The organism is Lentzea sp. NPDC051208 (assembly GCF_040682435.1).
Taxonomy (GTDB): domain Bacteria; phylum Actinomycetota; class Actinomycetes; order Mycobacteriales; family Pseudonocardiaceae; genus Lentzea; species Lentzea kristufekii.
Genome location: NZ_JBFBAW010000020.1, coordinates 37,075 through 58,350 on the forward strand (window position 1 = coordinate 37,075; position 21,276 = coordinate 58,350).

At 71.4% G+C, this 21,276-nt stretch carries 24 protein-coding genes; 12 read left to right on the forward strand and 12 right to left on the reverse strand.

The window, feature by feature from the left end; genetic code table 11:
• Positions 1-10: 10 nt before the first annotated feature.
• From AB0M48_RS36595 to AB0M48_RS36610, 4 genes are all read right to left on the reverse strand, one after another.
• Positions 11-1,225, reverse strand: coding sequence for a PP2C family protein-serine/threonine phosphatase (locus tag AB0M48_RS36595; protein WP_363850904.1), 1,215 nt, complete (start codon positions 1,223-1,225; stop codon positions 11-13).
• A complete protein-coding gene (locus AB0M48_RS36600) occupies positions 1,222-3,939 on the reverse strand; it encodes a SpoIIE family protein phosphatase (protein WP_363850907.1) in 2,718 nt (905 codons plus the stop codon). The genes AB0M48_RS36595 and AB0M48_RS36600 overlap by 4 nt, the downstream gene beginning before the upstream one ends.
• A gap of 140 nt (positions 3,940-4,079) precedes the next feature.
• Positions 4,080-4,865, reverse strand: a complete 786-nt coding sequence (locus AB0M48_RS36605; RefSeq protein ID WP_363850909.1) for a GAF and ANTAR domain-containing protein — start codon at positions 4,863-4,865, stop codon at positions 4,080-4,082.
• Between the two features lie 181 nt (positions 4,866-5,046).
• Complete coding sequence (locus AB0M48_RS36610; protein WP_363850912.1) at positions 5,047-6,159, reverse strand: glycosyltransferase; 1,113 nt, start codon at positions 6,157-6,159, stop codon at positions 5,047-5,049.
• Positions 6,160-6,491: 332 nt separating this feature from the next.
• Between AB0M48_RS36610 and AB0M48_RS36615 the strand changes: the two genes are divergently transcribed.
• Together AB0M48_RS36615 and AB0M48_RS36620 are read left to right on the forward strand one after the other, a co-directional pair.
• Entirely contained in the window at positions 6,492-7,601 is a 1,110-nt protein-coding gene (locus AB0M48_RS36615) for a DNA alkylation repair protein (RefSeq protein WP_363850915.1), read from the forward strand.
• A gap of 95 nt (positions 7,602-7,696) precedes the next feature.
• Positions 7,697-7,996: a DUF4342 domain-containing protein gene (locus AB0M48_RS36620; protein ID WP_363850918.1), complete on the forward strand. Its 300-nt coding sequence runs from the start codon at positions 7,697-7,699 to the stop codon at positions 7,994-7,996.
• A gap of 86 nt (positions 7,997-8,082) precedes the next feature.
• Here AB0M48_RS36620 and AB0M48_RS36625 read toward each other — a convergent pair whose 3' ends face one another.
• Positions 8,083-8,424 carry a hypothetical protein gene (locus AB0M48_RS36625; protein WP_363850921.1) on the reverse strand — a complete coding sequence of 114 codons (342 nt, stop codon included), beginning with the start codon at positions 8,422-8,424 and terminating at the stop codon, positions 8,083-8,085.
• 123 nt (positions 8,425-8,547) lie between these two features.
• Complete coding sequence (locus AB0M48_RS36630; RefSeq protein ID WP_363850924.1) at positions 8,548-9,762, reverse strand: amidohydrolase family protein; 1,215 nt, start codon at positions 9,760-9,762, stop codon at positions 8,548-8,550.
• A gap of 86 nt (positions 9,763-9,848) precedes the next feature.
• On the opposite strand from AB0M48_RS36630, the gene AB0M48_RS36635 reads away from it, so the two are divergent.
• The 7 genes from AB0M48_RS36635 (at position 9,849) to AB0M48_RS36665 (ending at position 13,818) form a co-directional block, all read left to right on the forward strand.
• The gene (locus AB0M48_RS36635) at positions 9,849-10,307 is read left to right on the forward strand and encodes a MarR family winged helix-turn-helix transcriptional regulator (protein ID WP_363850926.1); all 459 of its coding nucleotides are present in this window, start codon (positions 9,849-9,851) and stop codon (positions 10,305-10,307) included.
• Positions 10,308-10,641: 334 nt separating this feature from the next.
• Positions 10,642-11,103, forward strand: coding sequence for a DUF6292 family protein (locus AB0M48_RS36640; RefSeq protein ID WP_363850929.1), 462 nt, complete (start codon positions 10,642-10,644; stop codon positions 11,101-11,103).
• Between the two features lie 201 nt (positions 11,104-11,304).
• Positions 11,305-11,829 carry a DUF5994 family protein gene (locus AB0M48_RS36645; RefSeq protein ID WP_363850932.1) on the forward strand — a complete coding sequence of 175 codons (525 nt, stop codon included), beginning with the start codon at positions 11,305-11,307 and terminating at the stop codon, positions 11,827-11,829.
• Entirely contained in the window at positions 11,826-11,981 is a 156-nt protein-coding gene (locus AB0M48_RS36650; RefSeq protein ID WP_319984815.1) for a DUF6307 family protein, read from the forward strand. Before AB0M48_RS36645 ends, AB0M48_RS36650 begins: the two co-directional genes overlap by 4 nt.
• Positions 11,978-12,847 (forward strand): transglutaminase family protein, encoded by an 870-nt coding sequence (locus AB0M48_RS36655; RefSeq protein WP_363850935.1) that lies wholly within the window; start codon positions 11,978-11,980, stop codon positions 12,845-12,847. Before AB0M48_RS36650 ends, AB0M48_RS36655 begins: the two co-directional genes overlap by 4 nt.
• Positions 12,848-13,108: 261 nt before the next feature.
• Complete coding sequence (locus AB0M48_RS36660; protein WP_363850938.1) at positions 13,109-13,255, forward strand: RGCVC family protein; 147 nt, start codon at positions 13,109-13,111, stop codon at positions 13,253-13,255.
• Complete coding sequence (locus AB0M48_RS36665; RefSeq protein WP_363850941.1) at positions 13,252-13,818, forward strand: GNAT family N-acetyltransferase; 567 nt, start codon at positions 13,252-13,254, stop codon at positions 13,816-13,818. Before AB0M48_RS36660 ends, AB0M48_RS36665 begins: the two co-directional genes overlap by 4 nt.
• Positions 13,819-13,828: 10 nt before the next feature.
• Here the strand turns inward: AB0M48_RS36665 and AB0M48_RS36670 are convergent, their stop codons facing one another.
• Positions 13,829-14,329: a DUF664 domain-containing protein gene (locus AB0M48_RS36670; RefSeq protein WP_363851244.1), complete on the reverse strand. Its 501-nt coding sequence runs from the start codon at positions 14,327-14,329 to the stop codon at positions 13,829-13,831.
• Positions 14,330-14,370: 41 nt separating this feature from the next.
• Positions 14,371-14,958 (reverse strand): TetR/AcrR family transcriptional regulator, encoded by a 588-nt coding sequence (locus AB0M48_RS36675; protein WP_363850944.1) that lies wholly within the window; start codon positions 14,956-14,958, stop codon positions 14,371-14,373.
• Positions 14,959-15,079: 121 nt separating this feature from the next.
• Here AB0M48_RS36675 and AB0M48_RS36680 point away from each other — a divergent pair, with 121 nt between their 5' ends.
• Positions 15,080-15,868 carry a class I SAM-dependent methyltransferase gene (locus AB0M48_RS36680; protein ID WP_363850947.1) on the forward strand — a complete coding sequence of 263 codons (789 nt, stop codon included), beginning with the start codon at positions 15,080-15,082 and terminating at the stop codon, positions 15,866-15,868.
• 6 nt (positions 15,869-15,874) lie between these two features.
• Here AB0M48_RS36680 and AB0M48_RS36685 read toward each other — a convergent pair whose 3' ends face one another.
• The 3 genes from AB0M48_RS36685 to AB0M48_RS36695 form a co-directional block, all read right to left on the reverse strand.
• On the reverse strand, positions 15,875-16,522 hold the full coding sequence (locus tag AB0M48_RS36685; RefSeq protein ID WP_363850950.1) for a CoA transferase subunit B: 648 nt from the start codon (positions 16,520-16,522) through the stop codon (positions 15,875-15,877).
• 1 nt (position 16,523) lies between these two features.
• Positions 16,524-17,300 (reverse strand): CoA transferase subunit A, encoded by a 777-nt coding sequence (locus AB0M48_RS36690; RefSeq protein WP_363850953.1) that lies wholly within the window; start codon positions 17,298-17,300, stop codon positions 16,524-16,526.
• Positions 17,301-17,468: 168 nt separating this feature from the next.
• Complete coding sequence (locus AB0M48_RS36695; protein ID WP_363850956.1) at positions 17,469-18,683, reverse strand: acetyl-CoA C-acetyltransferase; 1,215 nt, start codon at positions 18,681-18,683, stop codon at positions 17,469-17,471.
• 78 nt (positions 18,684-18,761) lie between these two features.
• Here AB0M48_RS36695 and AB0M48_RS36700 point away from each other — a divergent pair, with 78 nt between their 5' ends.
• Positions 18,762-19,652 carry a LysR substrate-binding domain-containing protein gene (locus AB0M48_RS36700; protein WP_363850959.1) on the forward strand — a complete coding sequence of 297 codons (891 nt, stop codon included), beginning with the start codon at positions 18,762-18,764 and terminating at the stop codon, positions 19,650-19,652.
• Positions 19,653-19,659: 7 nt separating this feature from the next.
• Here AB0M48_RS36700 and AB0M48_RS36705 read toward each other — a convergent pair whose 3' ends face one another.
• The gene (locus AB0M48_RS36705) at positions 19,660-20,154 is read right to left on the reverse strand and encodes a MarR family winged helix-turn-helix transcriptional regulator (protein WP_363850962.1); all 495 of its coding nucleotides are present in this window, start codon (positions 20,152-20,154) and stop codon (positions 19,660-19,662) included.
• A gap of 113 nt (positions 20,155-20,267) precedes the next feature.
• Here AB0M48_RS36705 and AB0M48_RS36710 point away from each other — a divergent pair, with 113 nt between their 5' ends.
• Positions 20,268-21,245: an NADPH:quinone reductase gene (locus AB0M48_RS36710; protein ID WP_363850965.1), complete on the forward strand. Its 978-nt coding sequence runs from the start codon at positions 20,268-20,270 to the stop codon at positions 21,243-21,245.
• Positions 21,246-21,276 lie beyond the last annotated feature (31 nt).

Here is a 21,276-nt window from a genome sequence, read left to right on the forward strand (position 1 = left end):
AGCTCTCATGTCAGGGCAGCACGTTGTGCGCCGCGGTCCTGCTCCACTCGAGCAGGAGCAGGGTGGCGTCGTCCTGCAGGTTCCCGTGCTGGTGGTCGAGCACCGCGCGGGACACCCGCCGCAGGGTCTCGGGTGCGGGCAGACCGGCCGACTCGTTCCGTTCGGTGAGGTCGACCAGGCGCTCGACGCCGAACTCCTCGCCCCGCGAGTCGCGTGCCTCGGTGACGCCGTCGGTGTGCAGCAGGATCCGGTCACCGGCCTGGAGGTGCTCACGCCCGAGCAGCCGGGGCGTCCTGGCGAGGTGGCCGAGTCCGAGCGGCACGTGGACCGGGCCCTTCAGCGCTTTCACCATCCTGCCGCCCCGCAACAGCAGGGCCGGCGGATGTCCCGCGATGACGTACTGCAACGCCCCCGTCGCGAGGTCGAGATCGGCGAGCACCGCCGTCGCGAACGGAGCCCTGAGCCCCTCGGTCGCCTGCTGCCGCACGGCTTGGTCGGCCAGTTCGGCCGCTTCGAGCAGCCCGAGGCCGTTGCGGCGTGCGTTGCGCGTGGCCGCCAGCGCTATCGCGGTGGTGAGGCCCGCGTGCATGTCGTGCCCGGTCGCGTCGAAGATCGAGACGTACGCGCGGCCGTTGTCGATGGCGTAGTCGTAGCCGTCGCCGCCCACGGAGTGATAGGGCTCCATCACCGCCGTGACCGTCAGCTGGTCACACGCGAAGGTCTGGGGTGGCAGCAGCTGCCACAGCAGCTCGGACGCCACGGACAACGGCGTGGTGCGGCGCAGGACGTGCAGGAAGTCGCTGTAGTGGAGCTTGCTCATGACGAGGTGCCCGAGCAGACCGGCCAGCTCCCAGCAGTGCTCGCGGATCGACCGGTCGCCGGGGTCCCGGTCGCCGTGCAGGACCATCTGGACGACGCCGAGCCGCTCGGTGCCGTTCAGCACCGGCAGCCACAGGCACGGCGGCGAGCCGCCCACGGGGATGATGTCGGTCCGCTGGAACGCGCGTCCGGCCGTGGTGGCGTCCACCCGCAACGACGGCCCTCCCTCGGGACGGACCGAGCGCAGCCACTGCTGACCCATGTCGACGACGTACAGCTGCGCGGTGATGTCCACCTGGGCGGCGGCCCCGTCCAGCAGCTCCGCGAGGTCGCCGGCCGTCGACAGGTGGGCGCCGTTGACGATGTGGCGGAACGCGGAGCTCCAGGCCTCGGCCTTCTCGGTCACGTGAACTCCTCGGACCGGCGGCTCACCGCGAGGACGTCGTGCAGGCCCGACAACGTGAGAATGCGGTCGGGAGCACTGCCGCGCAGGCACGTCACGCCGATCGCCCGTCCGGCCCGCCGCGCGGCGCCCGCGGCCTCGAGGAGCAGCGCGACGCCGGAACTGCTCAGGTAGCCGAGGCGGGTGAGGTCGATGTCGACCGGGCCGCCGGGCCGGTCGCCGATGTGGGCCAGCAGCGGTGCGCGGAAGCCGCCGGAGGTGTGCGTGTCGAGGTCCCCGGTGAGGCGGAGCACCTGCGTGCCGTCGGCGGCCTCCCGCACGGCGAGCCCGATCACGTCGGACGGCTTGGCGAGCGCCGGAGCCGGTGCCGGCGGTACGTCGGCCGGTGCGGTGGAGAACCGGAAGCTGACCGTCGTGCCCGTGCCGTTCGCGTCGAGCTCGACGTCGTCGGCCATGGCGCGGATCATCTGGAGCCCGCGGCCGCGGTGGCCGGGATCCTCGGGCGCTGGACGCCACCTGCCGTGGTCCCGGACTGTGACGTGCACGGCGCCGTCCCGCTGCGAGAGCTCGGTGTCGAACGTGCCGGTGGTGCCGGGATAAGCGTGGTCCACGACGTTCGCGGCGGCCTCTCCGCAGGCCAGTACGAGGTCGTAGGCGAGGTCGTCGGACAGCCCCGCGGCGGCGGCCCACTCGGACACGGCACCTCGCAGCTCCGACAGCCGGCGCGACTCGGCGGGGGACGTCACGCGCAGCGGCGCGGGCAGGTGGCGGGCGACGACGAGCGCGACGTCGTCGCTGTGGCCGTCGGCGAGCAGCGCGTCGACGATCGTGCCGGTCAGTTCGGCGGGCGCCTGGTGATGTGCCCGCGCCACCACGGCCAGCAGCTGGTCGAGCCCCTCGTCGACGACGACGCCCCTGCGTTCGACCAGGCCGTCGGTGTAGAGCACGATCGTCGCACCAGGGGCGAGCGCCGTGCTGTGCTCCTCGTACCGCGCTCGTCCCGGGGTGCCCAGCACCGAGCCGGTGTCGTTCGTGAGGAACCGGGCGCCCTGCTCGTCGGCCACCAGCGGCGGCAGGTGGCCCGCGCTGGCCCAGCACAGCCGCCCGGTGGCCCAGTCGAACGTGATGCACGCGGAGGTGCTGCCGGTGGCGCCGTTCACCCTGGCGGCGAAGGCGTCGAGCCGTTCCAGCGCGGCGGCGGGGGAGTGCCCGTCGACCAGGAACCCGGCCAGGGCGCTGCGGAGCTGCCCCATCACGGCCGCGGCCGTCGGGCCCGAGCCGACGACGTCGCCGACCGACATCCCGGCCACCGTGCCGCTGATCGGCAGCACCTCGTACCAGTCGCCGCCGACCTGCGCGTGGCTCGACGCGGGCAGGTAGCGGGCGGAGGTGGCGAGGCGTTCCAGCACCGGCAGCTCGCGGGGCAGCAGGCTGCGCTGCAACGTGGTGGCGATCTCGTGTTCGCGCTGCAACAGCAGTTCGCGCTCGGCCTCGGTGCGCTGCCGTTCGGTGACGTCGCGCCCGATGGCCTGCAGCCCGCTCGGCGTGACCTGGACGCTGAGCTCCAGCGCGACGATCGACCCGTCGGCGCAGCGCAGGTCCCAGACCCCGGTCTGCTCCTGGTCGTGCGGCAGGTCTCGGCCGTCGTCGCCGAGCACGAACAGCTCCTCGGCGCGCCGGCCGATCAGGTCCTCGCGCCGGTAGCCCAGCAACCTGCAGGCCGCCGGGTTGATCTCGACGAACCGCCGTTCGCCGTCGAGGACCCAGATGCAGTCGACGGCCCGGTCGATCAGCAGCCGGAGGCGCTGCTCGTTGTCGCGCAGGGCGCGGTCGGAGTGCGCGCGCTGCATCGACTCCCAGCAGCGGTTGACCACGACGGACACGAGGTCGATCTCATCCTCGGTCCACTGCCGCGGTTGCGCCTGGTGCACGGCCATGGCCGCGACGAACCGCCCGCCGCGCAGCAGGGGCAGGCAGATCACCGCGCGGATGCCCGTGGCCGCGTAGGCGGCCAGGTCGTCCTCGTCGAGGCGCGGATCGTTGCCGCTGTCCACGACCACCCACGGCTCTCCCGCCCGCATCGCGCGCAGCGCTCCCACGCCGAACGCGCGCATCGCGAACCGTCCCGGCAACGGGGGCAGCCCGGTGGCGTAGTCGCCGCTCATGACGAAGTGGTTCTCGTCCTCCTCCGTCCGCGCGTACGCGCACCGGTCGACGGCGAGGTGCTCGCCGAGCATCCGGGTCGCCAGGGCCATGAGGTCGTCGGCGTCGTCGAGCTGCTGCGACTCCCGGTCGAGCACGGCGAGGAACCGCTCCCTCTCGGCGGCGACGCGCTGGCCGGTGACGTCGACGAGCACGCCCTGGAGCGCTCGCGCCGCGCCCGATTCGTCCCGCTCCACGTGGACCTTCTCGTGCAGCCACACGACTTCACCACCCGCGGTGAGGGCGCGGTAGCTCAGGTCGTAGTCGTCCTGCTCACCGGATCGGTGCCACCGTTCCCGCTGGGACCTGTCGCGGTCGTCGGGGTGCACGACCGAGTCCCAGAACCCGGGCTCCTCCAGCCAGCGCTGGACGGGATGGCCGAGCAGCTGTTCGACGTAGCCCGACACGAAGGTCAACTCGCGGGTCCGGGCGTCGGCCGCCCAGAACACCACGCCGAGGTTGTGCACGAGCCCGCGCAGCCGGTCGGAGTCGATCTCGTGCCGGGCGGTGCTCATGGGGAAAGCCTGTCACGCCGGCGACGGTGCGGCGAACCGCACGCGGCCGAGGTCACCGAACGCATGGTGCGGCCCCTTCGTCTCGATCAGTGCCGACGGGGTTTCCGCAGGAGAGAGCCCGCCAAACGTCGGCCGCGGGCTCAGCGCGGGGCGACGCTGTCGATCAAACCCTGCGCGACCTCACGCAGCTTGACGTTCCGTTTCTGGGAGTCCTGCACGAGCATCGCGAACGCCTCGTCCGCGGTGCACGAGTGCACCGCCATGAGCACGCCCTTGGCCTGGTCGATGACCGCGCGTGACACGAGCGCGGTCTCGAGGTGGGCGATGTGGTCGCGGGAACGCTGCCACCGGTGCGCGTTGTCGATCGCGGCGCTCGCGGCGGTGGTGAACAGCCGCATCAGGCCTTCGTCGAAGGGGTCGAACGCCGAGGCGTTGTAGCTGTAGATGTTCAGCGACCCGACGTGCTTGGCGTCGCTGCGGTCCGAGGCCGGGAGCAGGATCGGCACGGACAGGTAGGCGCGCACGCCGTGCTGGTCGGCGGCCGCGTCGAACTCGGGCCAGTCGTTGCCGTCGTCCCCGACCACGGCGCGCACGGCCCGGAGCGTGCGGGCGGCCTCCAGGCACGGACCGCGGTTGGCGCTGTACTGCTTCTCGTCGATGTCGAGGAGCGAGGCGTCGCTGGCGGCCGCGGTTCTCGGCTGCGCGGGATTCACGGTGACGGTGACCGCGTCGGCGTCCTGGATCGCTCTCGTGGCGGTCACGCTGAGCCGGTGGAGCACCTCGTCGAGCGGTTCCTCGCCGGAGAAACCGTCCCGCAGCATCATCAGCGCGGAGGTGGCGTCGTCGAGTCGCTCCACCGCGTCCTGCCGATCGGTTCCGGCGGTGTGCGCGCCGTCCTGACTCGGTGGGATCGTCAAGTCGTCCATTCCGCCGGCCCTCTCCCCGGGATCGAGTTCGCGGCGCTGGTCGCTCAACGCGCTCGCTCGGAATGTTAGAGCCTGCGTGATTCGGCGTGCACGCCGCGGAAAGGTGAGAAACCGAACCAGGGCGGGGTGCCGTAGTCCACAACAGCCCGCACCGGCTCGGTTTTGCCGCGTTCAGCCGATGTCACGCGCGGACGAGGTGTGCGGCACGCTCGTAGACGAGGAGCGCGTCGCGTGCGACGCGGTCCCAGCCGTACCGCGCCCGCACCCGGTCGGCGCCCGAGAGACCGAGAGCGTCCCGCCGGGACCGGTCCCCGACCAGCTCGCGCAGGGCGAGCGTGAGTGCGCGGGCGTCGCCCGGCGGCACGAGCCGGCCGGTGATCTTGTCGACGACCACGTCGGCGAGCGCTCCCACCGCCGAGGCGACGACCGGCAGTCCCCGCGCCATCGCTTCCAGGGCAACGACTCCGGCCGGGTCCCGCCGCGGCGTGGTCACCACGACGTCGGCCGAGCGCAGCAGCGCGGTCACCTCTTCCCGGTTCGCGGTTCTGGCCACCGACACCCGGTTCTGGACGCCGAGCCGCACGGCCATGTGGCGCAGCCGCCTCGCTTCCAGGTCGGTGTCCTGATCGAGCGTCTCGGCCGGTGCGGCGGCGACGACGAGCGCGGCGTTGCGCACGTCGGCCATCGCCTCGACGACGGTGTCGAAACCATGACCGGGCAGCAGGCCGCCCAGACCGAGCAGCCGCACCGGTCCGGAGCCGTGCTCGGCGACACCGGGCAGGTCCTGGTCGTCGAAGTCCACACCGGCCGGTGACACGGAGATCCGGGAGCGGGGCACGCCCGCCAGGCACAGGCCGTGCACCTGATCGCTGCTGGTCACCACCACGTGAGCGGCGTGCCGGCAGATCAGCCGCGCGATCCGCTCGTGTTCGCGGGCCGGTTCGTGGTGGGTGTGCACCACGGGCACGGCGTGCTCGCGTGCGGCCAGCAACGCGGCGAGGCCCGCCGCCGATCCGTCCGCGTGGGCGATGTCCGGCCTCGTCCGTTCCCACTCGCGGCGGAGGAACCGGGCGAAGTCGTCGGTGTGGTCCCAGACGGCGTCCTCGGACGACGGTCGAGCAGGCCCGACGGGCACGCGCACGACCTCGTAGCCGTCTTTGTCGCGCTCTTCGAGGTGTGCGGCATCCCCGCGGACGTAGACGACGATCTCGTGCCCGTGCTGGGCCAGCGCTCGCGCGAACCCGTTCTCGTGGGGCACCTTGCCGGTGTGGCTGCTGACCAATGCGATCCGCATGATCATCTCCTCGCCGTCTGACGAGGACTCCGGAACGAGGCGCACGGCGGGGAGAGCTCCCGCCGGCTCTTTCTGAACCGGATGATCGTGCGATGTTCGGCGTACCCGTCCATCACGAATCCGGGGCCGTCGCCGGTGTTCGGCGCGTGAAGACCGCGGACCGGACGAGCTTAGCTGGCGATCTGGCGATCTGCCGATCCGGCGATGAACCCGGGCCCGGTTGTTCGTGCCGGGTAGCATCCCGCCGATGCCCGCCGCTCCTGGCAGGCAGACCGAAATCGTTGTCCTGCCTGGCTTCCCCTACTCCGGACCAGTTTCCGGCGGAGATCGACATGCCCTTTGCCGATGAGCTGATCGGTGCTCAGACCGTTCGTGCCCTCGCCGCCGCCCTGCGCACCGTGTCGCCGGGAGCGAGCCTGATCCGGCTCGACGCGGCCGAAACCGCCCTGGCGCCGCTGGCGCTCAGGCAACGCAGCGATCTCATCCGTGACGCGCTGCTCGCCGACCTGCCGGGGGACTACCCCTCGTTCGCGCGGACCGTGCGCGCCGCGGCCGCCGAGTCGCCGTCCTTCACCGGCTGGTTGATCTGGCCGGTCACCAGTGCCGTCGCCGCGAAGGCGATCGGCGAGGGCGGCGTGGAGGCGTTCGACGACGCGCTCGCTCTGCTGGCGGAGCTGACGCCCCGGCTGACCTCGGAGTTCGCCTTGCGGGCACTGCTCGTCACCGATCTCGGGCGAGCGCTGGCCGCGATCGGGCCGTGGACCCGTTCGGAGTCGGCGGACGTGCGCCGGCTCGCCTCGGAGGGAACGCGTCCGCTGCTGCCCTGGGCCGTCCGCGTGCCCGGCATCCTCGCCGAGCCCGAGGCCACGCTGCCGATCCTCGACGCGCTGTACCGGGACGAGAGCGAGTACGTCCGGCGGTCGGTCGCCAACCACCTCAACGACATCAGCCGCCGTGATCCGGAACTCGCCGTCGTGACCGCGCGCACGTGGATGGCCGCGCCCGACGACAACACCGCACGCGTCGTGCGCCACGGTCTGCGCACGCTCGTCAAACAAGGCCATCCCGGCGCGCTGGAGTTGCTGGGGTTCACCTCCGCGCACCTGGACGTGACCGGCCCGCTGCTCACGGCCGAGACCGTGGCGATCGGGGAGACGCTGTCGTTCACGGGCTCCGTGCGCAACCTCGGCCAGGAGCCCGCACGGCTGGTGATCGACTACGTGGTCCACCACCGCAAGGCCAACGGCACGCTCACCGGCAAGACCTTCAAGCTCACCACCCGGACCGTCGAACCGGGCGAGACCTACGAGCTCAGCCGAGAGCACTCGTTCCGGGTGCTGACCACGCGCCGCTACCACCCCGGGCAGCACGCCGTCGAACTGCAGATCAACGGTGTGCGTTCCGGCCGCGCCGAGTTCGCCCTGGTGGCGGGTGAGGGATAGATCAGGTCGAGGTCAGGGGGAAACCCTGATGGCAGGGTTCGCGGCCACGGGCACTCTGGAGTCGTCAAGGGGACATCCGCAGTGCGAGGAGAATCATGAGCGAATCCAGGCCTGAGTCCGTCCAGACCGGCGTCGACTCGGTGGTGAACGCCGTGCGCGGGCTGGTCAGCGAGGGTTTCAACCGTCGCGTCGTCGTGCGTGACAGCAAGGACGACGTGGTGCTCGAGGTGCCGGTGGCGCTCGGGTTGATCGCGGCGTTCGCCGCTCCGGTGGTCACGACGATCGGTGCCGGTGTCGCGCTGGTCGGCAAGTGCGGGATCTCGCTGGAGAACCGCGAGCCGGCCGACGATCAGTCCGTGGCGACGGTGACGACGGTCGAGTCCGAGCGGGTGTAGTGGGGAACAGCCGGCGAGGGTCTCCTCGTCGGCTCCGTTCACCCTGGTGCTGCCGATCACCTTGTGCGGCAACCAGAACCACGCGATCAGGGCCGGGCCAGCCACTCGCTGAGGAGCGTGCGCTCGGCCTCGGTCAGCTGCCGCAGTTCCGGCAGGCGACGCCGGACCGCGTCGGTGGCCGTGGACGTCGTCTCCGTCGCCGGCGGCTCGTCGAGGATCGACCGCATCACCGTCTCGTACATCGCGTCGGCGAGACCGGCTCCTCCGCTCACCGCACCGGACGCGCACGACCTCGACGACGTCGCCGTGATGCTGACCGAGCTCACCGGCCGCACGATCCGGCGGGTCGTCGTCGCGGACGAGGAGTGGGCCGCTTCCCTGGTGCAGCGCGGAGCGCCCGAGGACCGGGCGACCCTGTTGCTCGGCATGTTCCGGGCGTCGCGTCGCGGCGAGTTCGCGACGACGGGGGACCAGCTGGAGAAACTGCTGCTGCGCCCGCCACCCCGTTGCGCTCGGTCCTGGTGGCGGCACTCGGCGAGGCGTGATCCCGTTCAGAGCCCGAGACGAGTGCCACGGCGCCAGACGGCACGCGTGTTGAGGGTGTCCGAGATCGTGGTGGTGGGGTCACCGTCGACGAGGAGCAGGTCGGCGCGCAGCCCCTCGGCGATGCGGCCGCGGTCGGACAGCGCGAAACGGCGGGCCGTCGTGGCGGTCGCGGCGCGCAGCGCCTGTTCGGGGGTGAGCCCGGCCTGCACCAGGTACTGCAGCTCGTGGTGGACGCTCGCGCCGTGGGCGAGGCCGCCGAGGAACGGCAGGGGGTGGGAGGCGTCGGTGCCCACCAGGATGTCTACGCCCTCGTCGTTGAGCGCCTTGATGGTCTTCAGGACGTCCTTGACGTCGCCCTGCGGGTAGCAGTTGAAGCTGGAGCGCAGGGTCTTGTCCCAGTCCTCGTCCAGCCGGGACGACACTCGCGGGTCATCGGCGAGTTCGCCGCCGGTGATGCCCATGAGGGAGGCGTTGAGAACCGCGCACGGGACGACGAACATGCCGGCGTCCTTGATCAGGGCGATGATCTCGTCGTCGTGGGGCTCGACGAACACGTGCGCCAGGCCGTCGATCCCGGCCTCCACGGCCATTTTGACGGCGTCGATGGTCAGCGTGTGCGCGACGGTGAGCGCGCCGTACCTCCTGGCCTCGGCCGCACCCGCGTTCAGGGTCGCCTGGTCGATCATCGGCAGACCGGGGTGCCCCTCGACGCTGCCGTCGTCGATCATGAACTTGACGTAGTCCGAGCCGCGGGCGAGCAACTCGGGGATCGACGCCGCGGCGCCCTCGGGGCTCGTGGCGTCCGGGTGGAACGGCGGCTCGCCCGTACCTCCCCGGCCGCCGGGGGTGAAGCCGGGCGGGAACAGTTCGCTGGGGTGCCCGCCCGGTGGCGTCAGGCCGAAGCCCGCCGAGCGCACGTCCGCGACGGCGTCGTTCTCGCTGATGCCGGCACGCCGGTCGCGTGTGTTGAGGCCCTGCATCTCCAGCTCGGTGGTGACGCCGAAGCGCAATGCCAGTGCGAGGGACGCCGGACCGGTGTGGACGTGCGCGTCGATCAAGCCCGGCAACAGCGTCGCGCCGGTTCCGTCGACCACGTCGCTCCCGGCGGGTGCTTCGCCTCCGATCCGGACGATCTTTCCGTCCTCAATGGACACGGTGGTGACACCCAGGGTCTTCTCGCCGTCGAAGACCCTGGCGCCGGTGATGGTGGTTGTGCTCATGACCCCACTGAATCACATACCTTCTGATATGTAAATAACCCAAGATATGTATATGTCATGTGGTTCACAGTTGCTACCGTAGGCGGATGAGCACCTCGCCGCTGCCCGACGACGACCTGCTCGACCAGGTCGGGCCCGCACTGTCACGGCTGCGCCGCCGCACCTCCGGTGGACGCGGGGACCTCACGCGCAACCTCGTCCTGAACCTCGTCCACGAGAGTCCCGGCGAGATGACGGTGGGCGGGCTCGCCGCCGAGATGCGGGTCGCCCAGCCCGTAGCCAGCCGGACCGTGGCCGCCTGCATCGCGGACGGCCTGCTCCGGCGTGCCGTCTCGCAGGCGGACGGCCGCCGCACGGTCCTCGAGCTCACCGACGCCGGCGAGGCCGAACGCCGCCGCTTCGCCTCGGAGCAGCGCGAGACCTTCGAGCTCATCACGACCGCCTGGACGGCCGCCGAGCGCGAGCAGTTCGCCCGGTTCCTCCTCCGCTACAGCCGCGACAGTGCGAACTGGTCGAGCCGGCGCACTTCGCCGGGTGCGGAGTGACCATTTGCTCGGCGGTAGCCCGCCTGAAACTCACTCGCAACAAAAAACACAACCGTTCTTTGTTGGAAGTCGCCTGATTTCCATTGAGACCGACGGGCGTCGGCGAGGCGCGGCGAGGTCGGCCGGGCGACGGCGCGCCTCCGCGCGTCCGCGGCGAAGATCGGGGAAATCTGCCGGAGCGGGTGCGGGGGAGCACTTCGCCGCTGTTGCGAGCGGTTACAGTGGGGGCGCAGAGTCGTTGATCGGCTCGTCCACCCGCTTCGTCACCTCCGCGGTCTGTGAGCCCGCCCGCTGTGGTTCCGCGGCGATCTGAGGAACACGGAGTCGCAAGGCAGTGACCGCGCCCATCAGTGACGATCGAGTCTCACGCCCCTCCGACGTCGCACCGGAGGCGACGTCGGAAGGTACTCACCTGCTGGCCGGGGCCCTCGAGCGCTACGTGTGGAAGGTCGCCGAGGCCCTCGGCGTGCCGCGCGAAGGCGCCAGCTTCGAGGTCACCGACACCGCCACCGCCTACATCGCGCTCGGCTGCCGCGCGGTGGCTCATCCGGACCGCGACGTCATGCTCGTCTGGAGCGCGACGCAGGGCTGGGCCGTGTCGATCGAGACCGACCCGGCCGAGCCGCTGATCGTGCTCGGCCGGCTCTCCGGCGACATCGTGCAGGCACCGGAGGCGGTGGCGGGTCTCGTGGCCGAGTCCATGACGCGCCCCGGCGTCCGGCAGTTGCCGGTGGCGGGCCCGCCGCTCATGGGGTGGTCCGACCTCGCCGAGTGCATGGAACGCTACGCGCCCTGACGCCGCCTGATTTTCGCCCGGAGATTTCGGCGAATGGCGGATCGTCATTTTCCGGAAACGACGGCGCTTTTCGGCCGATCATGCGGGAAATGGTGTAGTGTCGAATTTGCTGAGAGCATCTCGCACCTGAGCACTCAAGCTCACGTCGCACTCGGCGAAACCTGAACCGGTCCTCCACGGGCCGGAGACGGGAGTTCCGGCATGACGTCGGCTCCTCACCTTTCCACGACCCCTCCGGCCGTCACGGCCAACGAGCAGCTCCGGACTCCGCTGCGATTGCGGTTGCGGCCGAATGCGCTCTCCACGGGGCATGTCGACGGTGCCTGGTGGCCGCGTTCCCGGGACCTCGCCGCCGAACTGCCCGCGCTGCTCGCGGTGCTGGCAGTTCGGCTGGGCGACATCCCGCGGGTGAGCTACAACCTGACCGAGTGGGACACCGCGCCACGCCAGATCGCCGTGGACGGCGTCCGGGTGCGGCTCAGCGGGTTCTGGTCCAGGCCCGCGCACACCGTGGACGTCGTGGCGGGAGACCGGCGCCGCCTGACGCTGCTCCTCCTTCCGCCGGACGCCGACCCTGCCGCGGCTCACGACTCCATGATGAGCGCCGCCGAGCGCGGGAACACCGACACCGTCGAGGTCCTGCTGCACGGCGTCGCGGCACACGAATCCACTGTGGACGCTCGCAGCACTTGCCTGCCCGAACAGATGTTCCAAGGAGTTCGATGACCACCTCGACCTACACGTCCGCCTACGAGCGCAGGCTCAAGATGGTGCAGGACGTGCTGACCGGCCAGGCCGAGCTCGACGGCAAGGCGACGCGGGATCTCGCGGTGCGCGTGCTGCGCGCGCTGGACCACATACCGGAGCAGGTGCGTTGAACTCGCGCCATTACGGCACTGGCGCGGAACAGCTGACGTGGGGCACCCGACTGCTCCGCGTCGGCTGTGCGTTCACCTACCGCGCCGAGGTGCCCACGCCGGCGGTGTTCCTCGTGCGGCCGCTGTGGAGCGCGGACGTGCGGGTCAGCCAGGAGCACCTGGACGTGAAGCCGGACGTCCCGATGCGGCACTACCTGGACCTGTACGGCAACCGCAACACCCGCGTCGTGCTTCCCCCCGGTCTGTCCACAGTGCACTACAACGCGTGGGTGGACGTGCCGGACAGGACGGAGGACGTGGACGAGTCCGTGCCGGAGACGCTGCCCGACGGTCTTCCGGACGACGTGCTGATCTACACGCTGCCGAGCCGGTACTGCGTGTCCGACGTGCTCGGCGACGAGGCCTGGTCTCGGTTCGGCGCCCATCCGCCGGGCTACGGGCGGGTGCGGGAGATCTGCCGGCACGTCCACGAGTCGCTGAACTTCGGCTACGGCACCTCCACCGCGTTGTCCACCGCCGCGGACGTCAACGCGGCGGGTTTCGGCGTGTGCCGCGACTTCACGCACCTGGCGATCTCGTTCTGCCGCGCGCTCAACATCCCCGCCCGGTACGTCTTCGGCTACCTGCCGGACCTGGACGTGGCACCCGGCGACGCGGAGATGGACTTCGCGGCGTGGATGGAGGTCTGGCTGGGAGACCGCTGGTGGACCTTCGACCCGCGCAACAACGAGCCCCGCAAGGGCCGTGTCGTCATCGGCAGGGGCCGGGACGCGGCCGACGTCGCGATGGTCACCACGTACGGCGGTCCGCAGCTCGAGTCGATGGTCGTCCAGGCGGAAGAGGACCTGGCACCGACGTGGCGCTGAGCGGGCCACATCCTCCGCGGAGTACGCTGGAGTCACCGAGGGCACGTCGTGCAACAGCGCTCAAGCTGGTGCCGCCTTGGGCGCATCAGGAAGCCCGGCCGGTTCGGCTGGAGGCAGGAGCGCCGAGATGAACTCGGCTCAGCTCTGCACCACCGCGACTTCTCCCGCGTCACGCGGGGAAGAACCGACGCGGAATCCGGTCAGGCGTACGCGCTGACGAACCCCATGTCCCGTTCCAGCGCCGATCATCGGAGTGTCCGCATGCCCGAATCACGAATCCCAGCCCCCGACAACGATGCCAGCTGCGTCGTGTGTCCCCACCTGTGGCGCGAGCACGACCCGCTCGGCACGCGGTACTGCACCGCGACCACGGCCTCCGCGCTCACTCGAGGGTGCATCTGCCCATGACGGTGCTGAGCACCAGCCGGCTCACCCTGCGTCCCTGGCGTGTCGAGGACGCATCAGCCGCGCTGGAGGTCTACGGCGACGCCAGGGTGACCCGCTGGCTCAGCCCCGAGATGGACCAGGTCCCGGACGCGGCGGCCATGAAGTTGTTGCTGCAGCAGTGGATCGCCGAAAGCGCCCGCCTCGCGGCTCCGGCCGGCCGGTGGGCGGTCGAACGCGAGGACGACGGTCAGGTGATCGGCGGCGCACTCCTGCTCCCGCTGCCACCGGGCCAGGAGGACCTGGAGGTCGGCTGGCAGGTGCGGCCTGACCTGTGGGGCCAGGGCTACGCCAGCGAAACGACCCACGCCCTCGCCACGTGGGCGTTCCGCCACGACGTGTACGAGGTGTTCGCGGTCGTCCGGCCCGGCAACACGCGCGCCTCGTCCACCGTGACGAAGAACGGCATGCATTGGGTCGGTGAGACCAGCAAGTACTTCGGTCTCGACCTGGAGGTGTACCGCCTGCGCGTGGCGGACATCGATCCCGCCGCGCCCGCGTCGGCCGGGCCGCCCGCCCGCGACTGACGAACGTCACCTACGGCAGCAGCCCGCGCACGAAGGCGGCCTGCCCGGCGTGCTGGAGGTCGTCCTCCAGCACGCTGACCAGCCGCACCGCGCGGGTGACCGGCGGATCCCACGACACGTCGATCACCACCGACAGATCTCCGGCCTTCACGCCGCGCAGGTACTCCGCGGTGCGCTCGTGCACGGCCCGGTGGTACCCGAGCAGCAGGTCCGGCGGCGCGACCACCGCGGCGACCTGTCCGGCGTCGTGGCCGTAGCCGGTGTCCTCGGCCGACAGCGGCAGGCCGAACCGCTCGAACCAGCCGCCGTCGGTCCAGACCTGCCCCGTGCCCGCCAGATCGGCGACGTGGTCGTCCTGCACGCGGGTGAGGTGCCAGACGAGCCAGGCGATCGAGTTCGCCGAGTCGTTCACGCGGTGCGCGAGCTGGTCGGGGGACAGGCCTTCGAGGATTCGCGTGACCGTCTGCTGAACGCGGTCGAACCCGTCCAGCAGCACGTCCGTCGCACTGATCTCACTCATGATCCCGTGTACCCGATCACCCGTCCGTCCACTCAGCGCACGGCGCCGGCCAGGACCGTGGTCACCACCTTCCGCACGGCCACGGCCTGCGCCGGGCCGGCCCCGTGTTCGGTGAACTGCAGATGTGCGGCGCCGATCACCGTGGGAGCGAGCGTGTCGACGTCGGCGTCGGGTGCGATCCGGCCGAGGTCGCGCTCGGCCGTCAGGTAGTCGGCGACCGCGGCCGTGAACTCACCGACGAGCGGAAGCCGGGCGGTGCCTGCCGCACGCAGCCGTGTGCGCAGTTCGTCCCGTGCGATGACCAGGACCACGACTGCCACCATGACCGGATCGAAGCCGGTCGTGAGAGCGCTGGTCAGGTTGTCGGCGACCGTGCCGGTGCCCGCGGTGTCCCGAAGGGCGGCGCCCTGAGCCTTGACCTGCTCGATGCGCTCCAGCACCAGTTCGGTGAGGAAAGCGTCGAAGTCGGCGAAGTACCGGTGCAGGACGCCCTTGGCGACGCCCGCCTCGGTGGTGACGGCCCGGCTGGTCAGCTCGCTGGCCCCATCCCGGAGCAGGACGCGTCCGGCGGCGTCGAACAGCTGCCGCCGCGGGTCGCGCAGCGCGACACCAGTCGGCACCACGCCTCCTCTCCGATCGCCGAAAGCGAACCCGGCCGTCTAATGGGCACATGCCCACTAGAGTGGGCACATGGTCACTCTACCGTCGTCACCTGCGCCTGAACCGCATCGGCACCGTCGCGTGGCGGAGTCGTTCGGCGTCGACCCCGAGAGGTACGACCGGACTCGGGCCGAATACCCAGAGGCGATGATCGAGCGGATCGTCTCCGCGAGCCCGGGCCCGGACTTCCTCGACGTCGGCTGCGGGACCGGCATCGCGGCCCGCCAGTTCCAGGCGGCCGGCCGCACGGTGCTCGGCGTCGAGCCCGACCGGCGCATGGCCGCCTTCGCGCGAGGCACCGGGCTCGAGGTCGAGGTGGCGAAGTTCGAGGAGTGGGAGCCCGCGGGCCGCACCTTCGACGCGGTCGTCTCCGGCACGGCCTGGCACTGGGTCGACCCGGTCGCGGGCGCGGCCACGGCGGCGCGAGTCCTGCGACCGGGAGGTGTGCTGGCACCGTTCGGGCACGTGTACCAGCTCCCGCCCGCCCTGGCGGAGGCCCTCGCCGAGGCGTTCCGTCGGGTGGCACCCGACTCGCCGCTGAGCTTCACCGGCCGGTCGGAGGTGCCGGTCCTCGACGCCTACCAGGGCCTGTACGCGAGGGCAGCGGACGGTATCCGCGAGGCCGGCGGGTTCGGCGAGCCCGAGTTGTGGCGCTACGACTGGCAACGCGCGTACAGCCGCGAGGCACTGCTGGACCTCGTGCCGACCTCGGGCGGCCTCACCGCCCTGCCGCCGGAGCGGCTGGCGGAGGTGGTGGCCGCCCTGGGGACGGCGGTCGACGAGATGGGCGGCACCGTCACGGTGCCCTACGCCACCTGGGGCCTCACCGCGATCCGCACCGAGGCGCCGCCCCGGCGTCCGGGCGGGTGAGGGCCGTCAGCCGACGCTGAGTTCTCCGGCGAGCACCGGCGCGCCCGTCTTCGCCACCACGTCCTCGACCGTGCTGCCGGGTGCGAGCTCGACCAGGCGGAAGGCGCCGTCGGCGACGTCGAGCACGGCCAGGTCGGTGATGACGCGGGACACGACCCCGCGTCCCGTCAGCGGCAGGCTGCACGCGCCGACCAGCTTCGGGTCACCGGAGCGAGACACGTGCTCCATCAGCACGATGACCCGGCGGGCGCCGCTGACGAGGTCCATCGCGCCGCCCATGCCCTTGACCATCGCGCCGGGCACCATCCAGTTGGCGAGGTCGCCGTGCGCGGAGACCTGCATGCCACCGAGGACCGCGGTGTCGATGTGACCGCCGCGGATCATCGCGAAGCTGGTGGGCGAGTCGAAGAACGACGCTCCCGGCAGCACGCTGACGGTCTGCTTGCCCGCGTTGATCAGGTCGGGGTCCACCTCGTCGTCGTAGGGGAACGGGCCGACGCCGAGGATGCCGTTCTCCGCGTGCAGCGTCACCGTCGAGTCGGCGGGCAGGTGGTCGGGGATGAGCGTGGGCAGGCCGATGCCGAGGTTCACGTACTCGCCGTCGCGCAGTTCGAGCGCGGCGCGGGCGGCCATCTGGTCGCGGGTCCAGGCCATGTCAGTTCGCCTCCTGGCGGGCGCGGGTGGTGCGCTTCTCGATGTCCTTGCGGGCGGCCTGGTCCGGCGTGAGCGCGACGACGCTCTGCACGAAGACGCCGGGCAGGTGCACGTGGTCAGGATCGATCTCGCCGACCTCGACGACGCGTTCGGCCTCGACGACGGTGAACCGGCCGGCCATCGCGACGGCAGGGTTGAAGTTGCGGGCGGCGGCGTGGAAGACGCAGTTGCCTGCCCGGTCGACGACGGCGGCGCGCACGAGGGCCACGTCGGTGACGATCGACTCCTCCAGCACCATCTCCTTGCCGTGGAAGGTGCGCACCTCCTTGGGCGGCGAGGCGAGCGCGACGGTGCCGTCCGAGTCGTACCGCCAAGGCAGACCGCCCTCCGACACCAGCGTGCCGACACCGGTAGGCGTGTAGAACGCGCCCACCCCGGAACCTCCGGCGCGCAGCCGTTCCGCGAGCGTCCCTTGTGGAGTGAGCTCCACGGTCAGCTCCCCGGACAGGTACTGGCGGGCGAACTCCTTGTTCTCGCCGACGTAGGACGCGACGACCCGGCTGATGCGGCGGTGTTCGAGCAGCAGCCCGAGACCGGCGCCGTCGACACCGCAGTTGTTGGAGACGATCGTGAGGTCGTCGGCGCCCTGCTCCAGCAGCGCCTCGATGAGGAACCACGGGATGCCCGCGAGCCCGAACCCGCCGACCGCGATGCTCGCGCCGGACCGGATGCCCGCCACGGCTTCGGCCGGTCCGCTGACCACCTTGTCCAGGCTCATGTGTGGCTCTCCTTCGTGGCATGATCGTGAGTTGTCCACAGGCTGGCTACGTGCTGACCTGCAGTTATCCGGATTCGGATAGCCTGTGGACAGAGCGGGAACCAAATCCGGGGATCGCGCGTTGCGTCATGAGGAATCGCGCGGGGAGCAGTGGCGCGGCAGCGCTCATCAGCGCACCGCCTCGAAGACAGCGGCGAGCCCCTGGCCGCCGCCGATGCACATCGTCTCCAGGCCGTAGCGGCTGCCGCGGCGGCCCATCTCGTGCGCGAGCGTCGCCAGGATCCGTGCTCCGGTCGCACCGACCGGGTGTCCGAGCGAGATGCCGGATCCGTTGGGGTTGAGCCGGTCGTCCCCCGCGTCGAGCTTCCACTCGCGCAGGCACGCGAGCACCTGGGCGGCGAACGCCTCGTTGAGCTCGATCACGTCCATGTCGTCGAGGGTGAGTCCCGCCCGGTCGAGCGCGGCGGCCGTGGCCGGGACGGGCCCGATGCCCATGACCTCCGGTCCTACCCCGGCGACGGCCCAGGACCTGAGGGCGAGCACGGGCCGCAGGCCGCGCTTCTCGGCTTCGGCGCGGGTGGTGACCACGCACAGCGCGGCACCGTCGTTCTGGCCGCTCGCGTTGCCCGCGGTGACCGTGGACTCGGGGTCGAGCTTCAGCCTGACCGGTCGCAATGCGGCGAGGTCTTCGAGCGTCGTGTCCGGGCGGGCGTGCTCGTCGCGGTCCACGACGAGATCGGGCTTGCCGCGGCGGCCGGGCACGGTCACCGGGACCAGTTCGCCGGCGAACCGCCCTGCCTGGTCGGCGGCACCCCACCGCCGCTGCGACCGCACGGCGAACTCGTCCTGCTCGACGCGCGAGATGCCGTACTCGCGGCGGAGGTTCTCCGCGGTCTCGAGCATGCCTCCCGGGACCGGGTGGAACCGGCCACCGGCCGTCTCCCTGGCCCGGTCGAGGCGGTCGACGAGCTGGACGCCGCCGCTGCGGACGCCGGTGCGCAGTCCCAGCGCGTAGTGCTCGACCTGCGACATCGACTCGGCACCACCCGCCACGACGACGTCCGCCGCGCCGGTCGCGACCTGGGCCGCCGCGTAGAGCACCGCCTGCAGACCGGAGCCGCAGCGGCGGTCGATCTGGAGGCCGGGCACGCCGGTGCCGAGGCCCGCGTCCAGTGCGGCGATCCGGCCGATCGCCGGCGACTCGCCGTTCGGGTAGCTCTGCCCGAGCACGACGTCGTCGACATCGCCCTCGCGCAGGCCCGTGCGCCGCACCAGCTCCGTGAGCACGGTGGTGGCCAGATCGGCGGCGCTCAACGAGGCGAGGGCCCCGCCGAACCTTCCGACCGGGGTGCGGAGGGGTTCGCAGATCACGACGTCGGTCATGCCGTCGACGCTAGTGCGGCGCGGTTATATTCAGAAATACTCATTTGGCGATCGCTGAGACTCCGGGAGTATCAATCGGTGGAACTTCGTCACCTGCGCTACTTCGTCGCGGTCGCCGAGGAACGGCACTTCGGCCGCGCCGCCGAACGCCTGCACATGGCGCAACCGCCGCTCTCCCAGCAGATCCAGCAGCTGGAGGCCGAGCTCGGGGTGACGTTGCTGCACCGCACCACCCGCAAGGTCGAGCTCACCGAAGCCGGGGCGGTCTACCTGGAGCGCGCCCGAGGCGTGCTCGCCGCCGTCGCCGACGCTGCCGCGGAGGCGCAACGGCTCGCCGACGGGCTGCAGGGCCGCCTGGTCGTGGGGTGCGTCGGCTCGGCCACCTACAGCCTGCTGCCCGCGTTCGCACGTGCGCTGCGGGAGGAGCTGCCGGCGGTCGACTTCGTGTTCCGGGGCGAGATGCTGGCACCGGATCAGCTCGAGTCCCTGCTCGCGCGCCGCGTCGACCTCGCCCTGCTGCGCCCGCCGGTCGAGGATCCGGCGGTGCGGGTGGCCGTGGTGCGCCGCGACCGGCTCATCGTGGCGTTGCCCGAGGACCACCGGCTGGCGCGGCGGAAGCGGTTGAAGATCGAGGACCTGCGCGAGGAGGACCTGATCGTGCACGCGTCACGCGGCCGTTCCGTCATGCACGGGATCGTCACGGACCTGTGCCGCTCGGCGGGGTTCGAGCCTCGGATCCGCCACGAGGTGGCGGAGACCTCGACCCTGGTCACCTTCGTCGCCGCCGGACTCGGCGTGGCCGTGGTGCCGCAACCCGTGGCGGAGCTCGGCGTGGCCGGCGCGACCTACCGCCCGCTGGCAGGGAGCCACGGCGTCGATCTCGTGGCCGCCGTGCGGGCCGACGACGACTCGCCGGTCGTCGCGCGGGCGCTCGGCTTGCTGGTCCGGTGGCAGGAAAGGACGAGGTGAGCCGCGGTCAGGTCTTCAGCCACTCCGGCCGGGTGGAGGAAGCGGGGTCGAGCCGGCCGAGGATGCGTTCGTGGGCGGCGTGCAGCTGGCTCAGCTGTGCCGGGTCCAGGGGGTCCACGACCAGCTCGCGGACCACGGTGACGTGACCAGGTGCCGCCAGCTCGACGGCGGCCGTGCCCGCGGCGGTGAGGACCGCGCGGCTGGCCCTGCCGTCGTCGGGATCGGGCTCGCGGCACAGCAGACCACGGCCTTCGAGGCGCTTCACGACGTTCGACAGCCGGGACAGCGAGGAACTGGTGAGCTGCGCGAGGCGGCTCAGGCGCAGGGTGTGGCCGGGAACCTCCGAGAGCATCGACAGGACGTGGTACTCGAAGAAGGACAGTCCGGCTTCGCGTTCCAGCTGGGCGTCGAGGATCGCGGGCAGCCGCGTCAGCACGCGGACCATGTCCAGCCAGGCCAGCCGTTGCTCCGCCGTCAGCCAGCGCGGATCCTCTGCGGTCACCTTCCCAATTTACTTGACGCTTGAACTATTCGCTCATAGTCTCGGCCGCAGGAAGTTCGAATTTCAACGAACTGCAGGCTGTCAGAGTTCCCGCACAAGCCTGGAGGAGCGCCATGTTCGCGTCCTGGTACGACCGGCAAGGCGCCGCCGCCGAGGTCCTGCGGGTCGGGGAGCTGCCGGACCCCGAGCCCGGCCCCGGTGAGGTGCGCGTCGAGGTGCGGCTGTCCGGGGTGAACCCGGGCGACACGAAGAAGCGGCGCGGCTGGCTGGGATCCTCCATGCCGTTCCCGCGGGTCGTCCCGCACAGCGACGCCGCCGGCGTGGTGGACGCCGTCGGTGAGGGTGTCGACGCCGGCCGGGTGGGACGGCGCGTGTGGGTCTACGGCGCGCAGTCGTACCGCGCGTTCGGCACCGCCGCGCAACACGTCGTAGTGCCCGAAGACTTGGCCGTGCCGTTGCCGGACCACGTGCCCGACGAACTGGCGGCGAGCCTGGGCATCCCCGGCATCACGGCCCACCGCACGGTGTTCGCCGACGGCCCGGTCGACGGGCGGACCGTCCTGGTGCAGGGCGTGCTCGGCGGTGTCGGTTCACTCGCCGCGCAGCTCGCGCGCTGGGGTGGCGCCACGGTGCTGGGAACGGTGACCAGGACCAGCGATCTCGACCTGGTGGACCCCGCGGTCGTCACGCACGCGGTGGCGCTCGACAATCCCGGCGCTGCTGAAGAGATCCGCGCGAACGCGCTGGACGGAGTGCAGCGGATCATCGAGGTCTCCTTGTCCGACAACGCGGACCTGGACGCCGCCGTCATCGCGAACGACGGCGTCATCGCCGCCTACGGCACCAGGGTCGACCGCACGGTACTGCCGTTCTGGCCCTTGCTGTTCGCCAACGTCACCGTGCGGCTGTTCGGCAGCGACGACTTTCCCGCCGCCGCGAAACGAGCCGCGGCCCGCGACCTCACCGCCGCGGCCGCCGTGGGCGCGCTGCGGGTGCAAGTGGGGGAGTTGTTCCCGCTCACCGAGATCGCGGCGGCCCACGACCGGGTCGACGCCGGTGGCCGGGGCCGCGTGCTCGTCACCGTCGCATGACGGTGACGTCCGTGGCGGTCCTTTCGTGCCT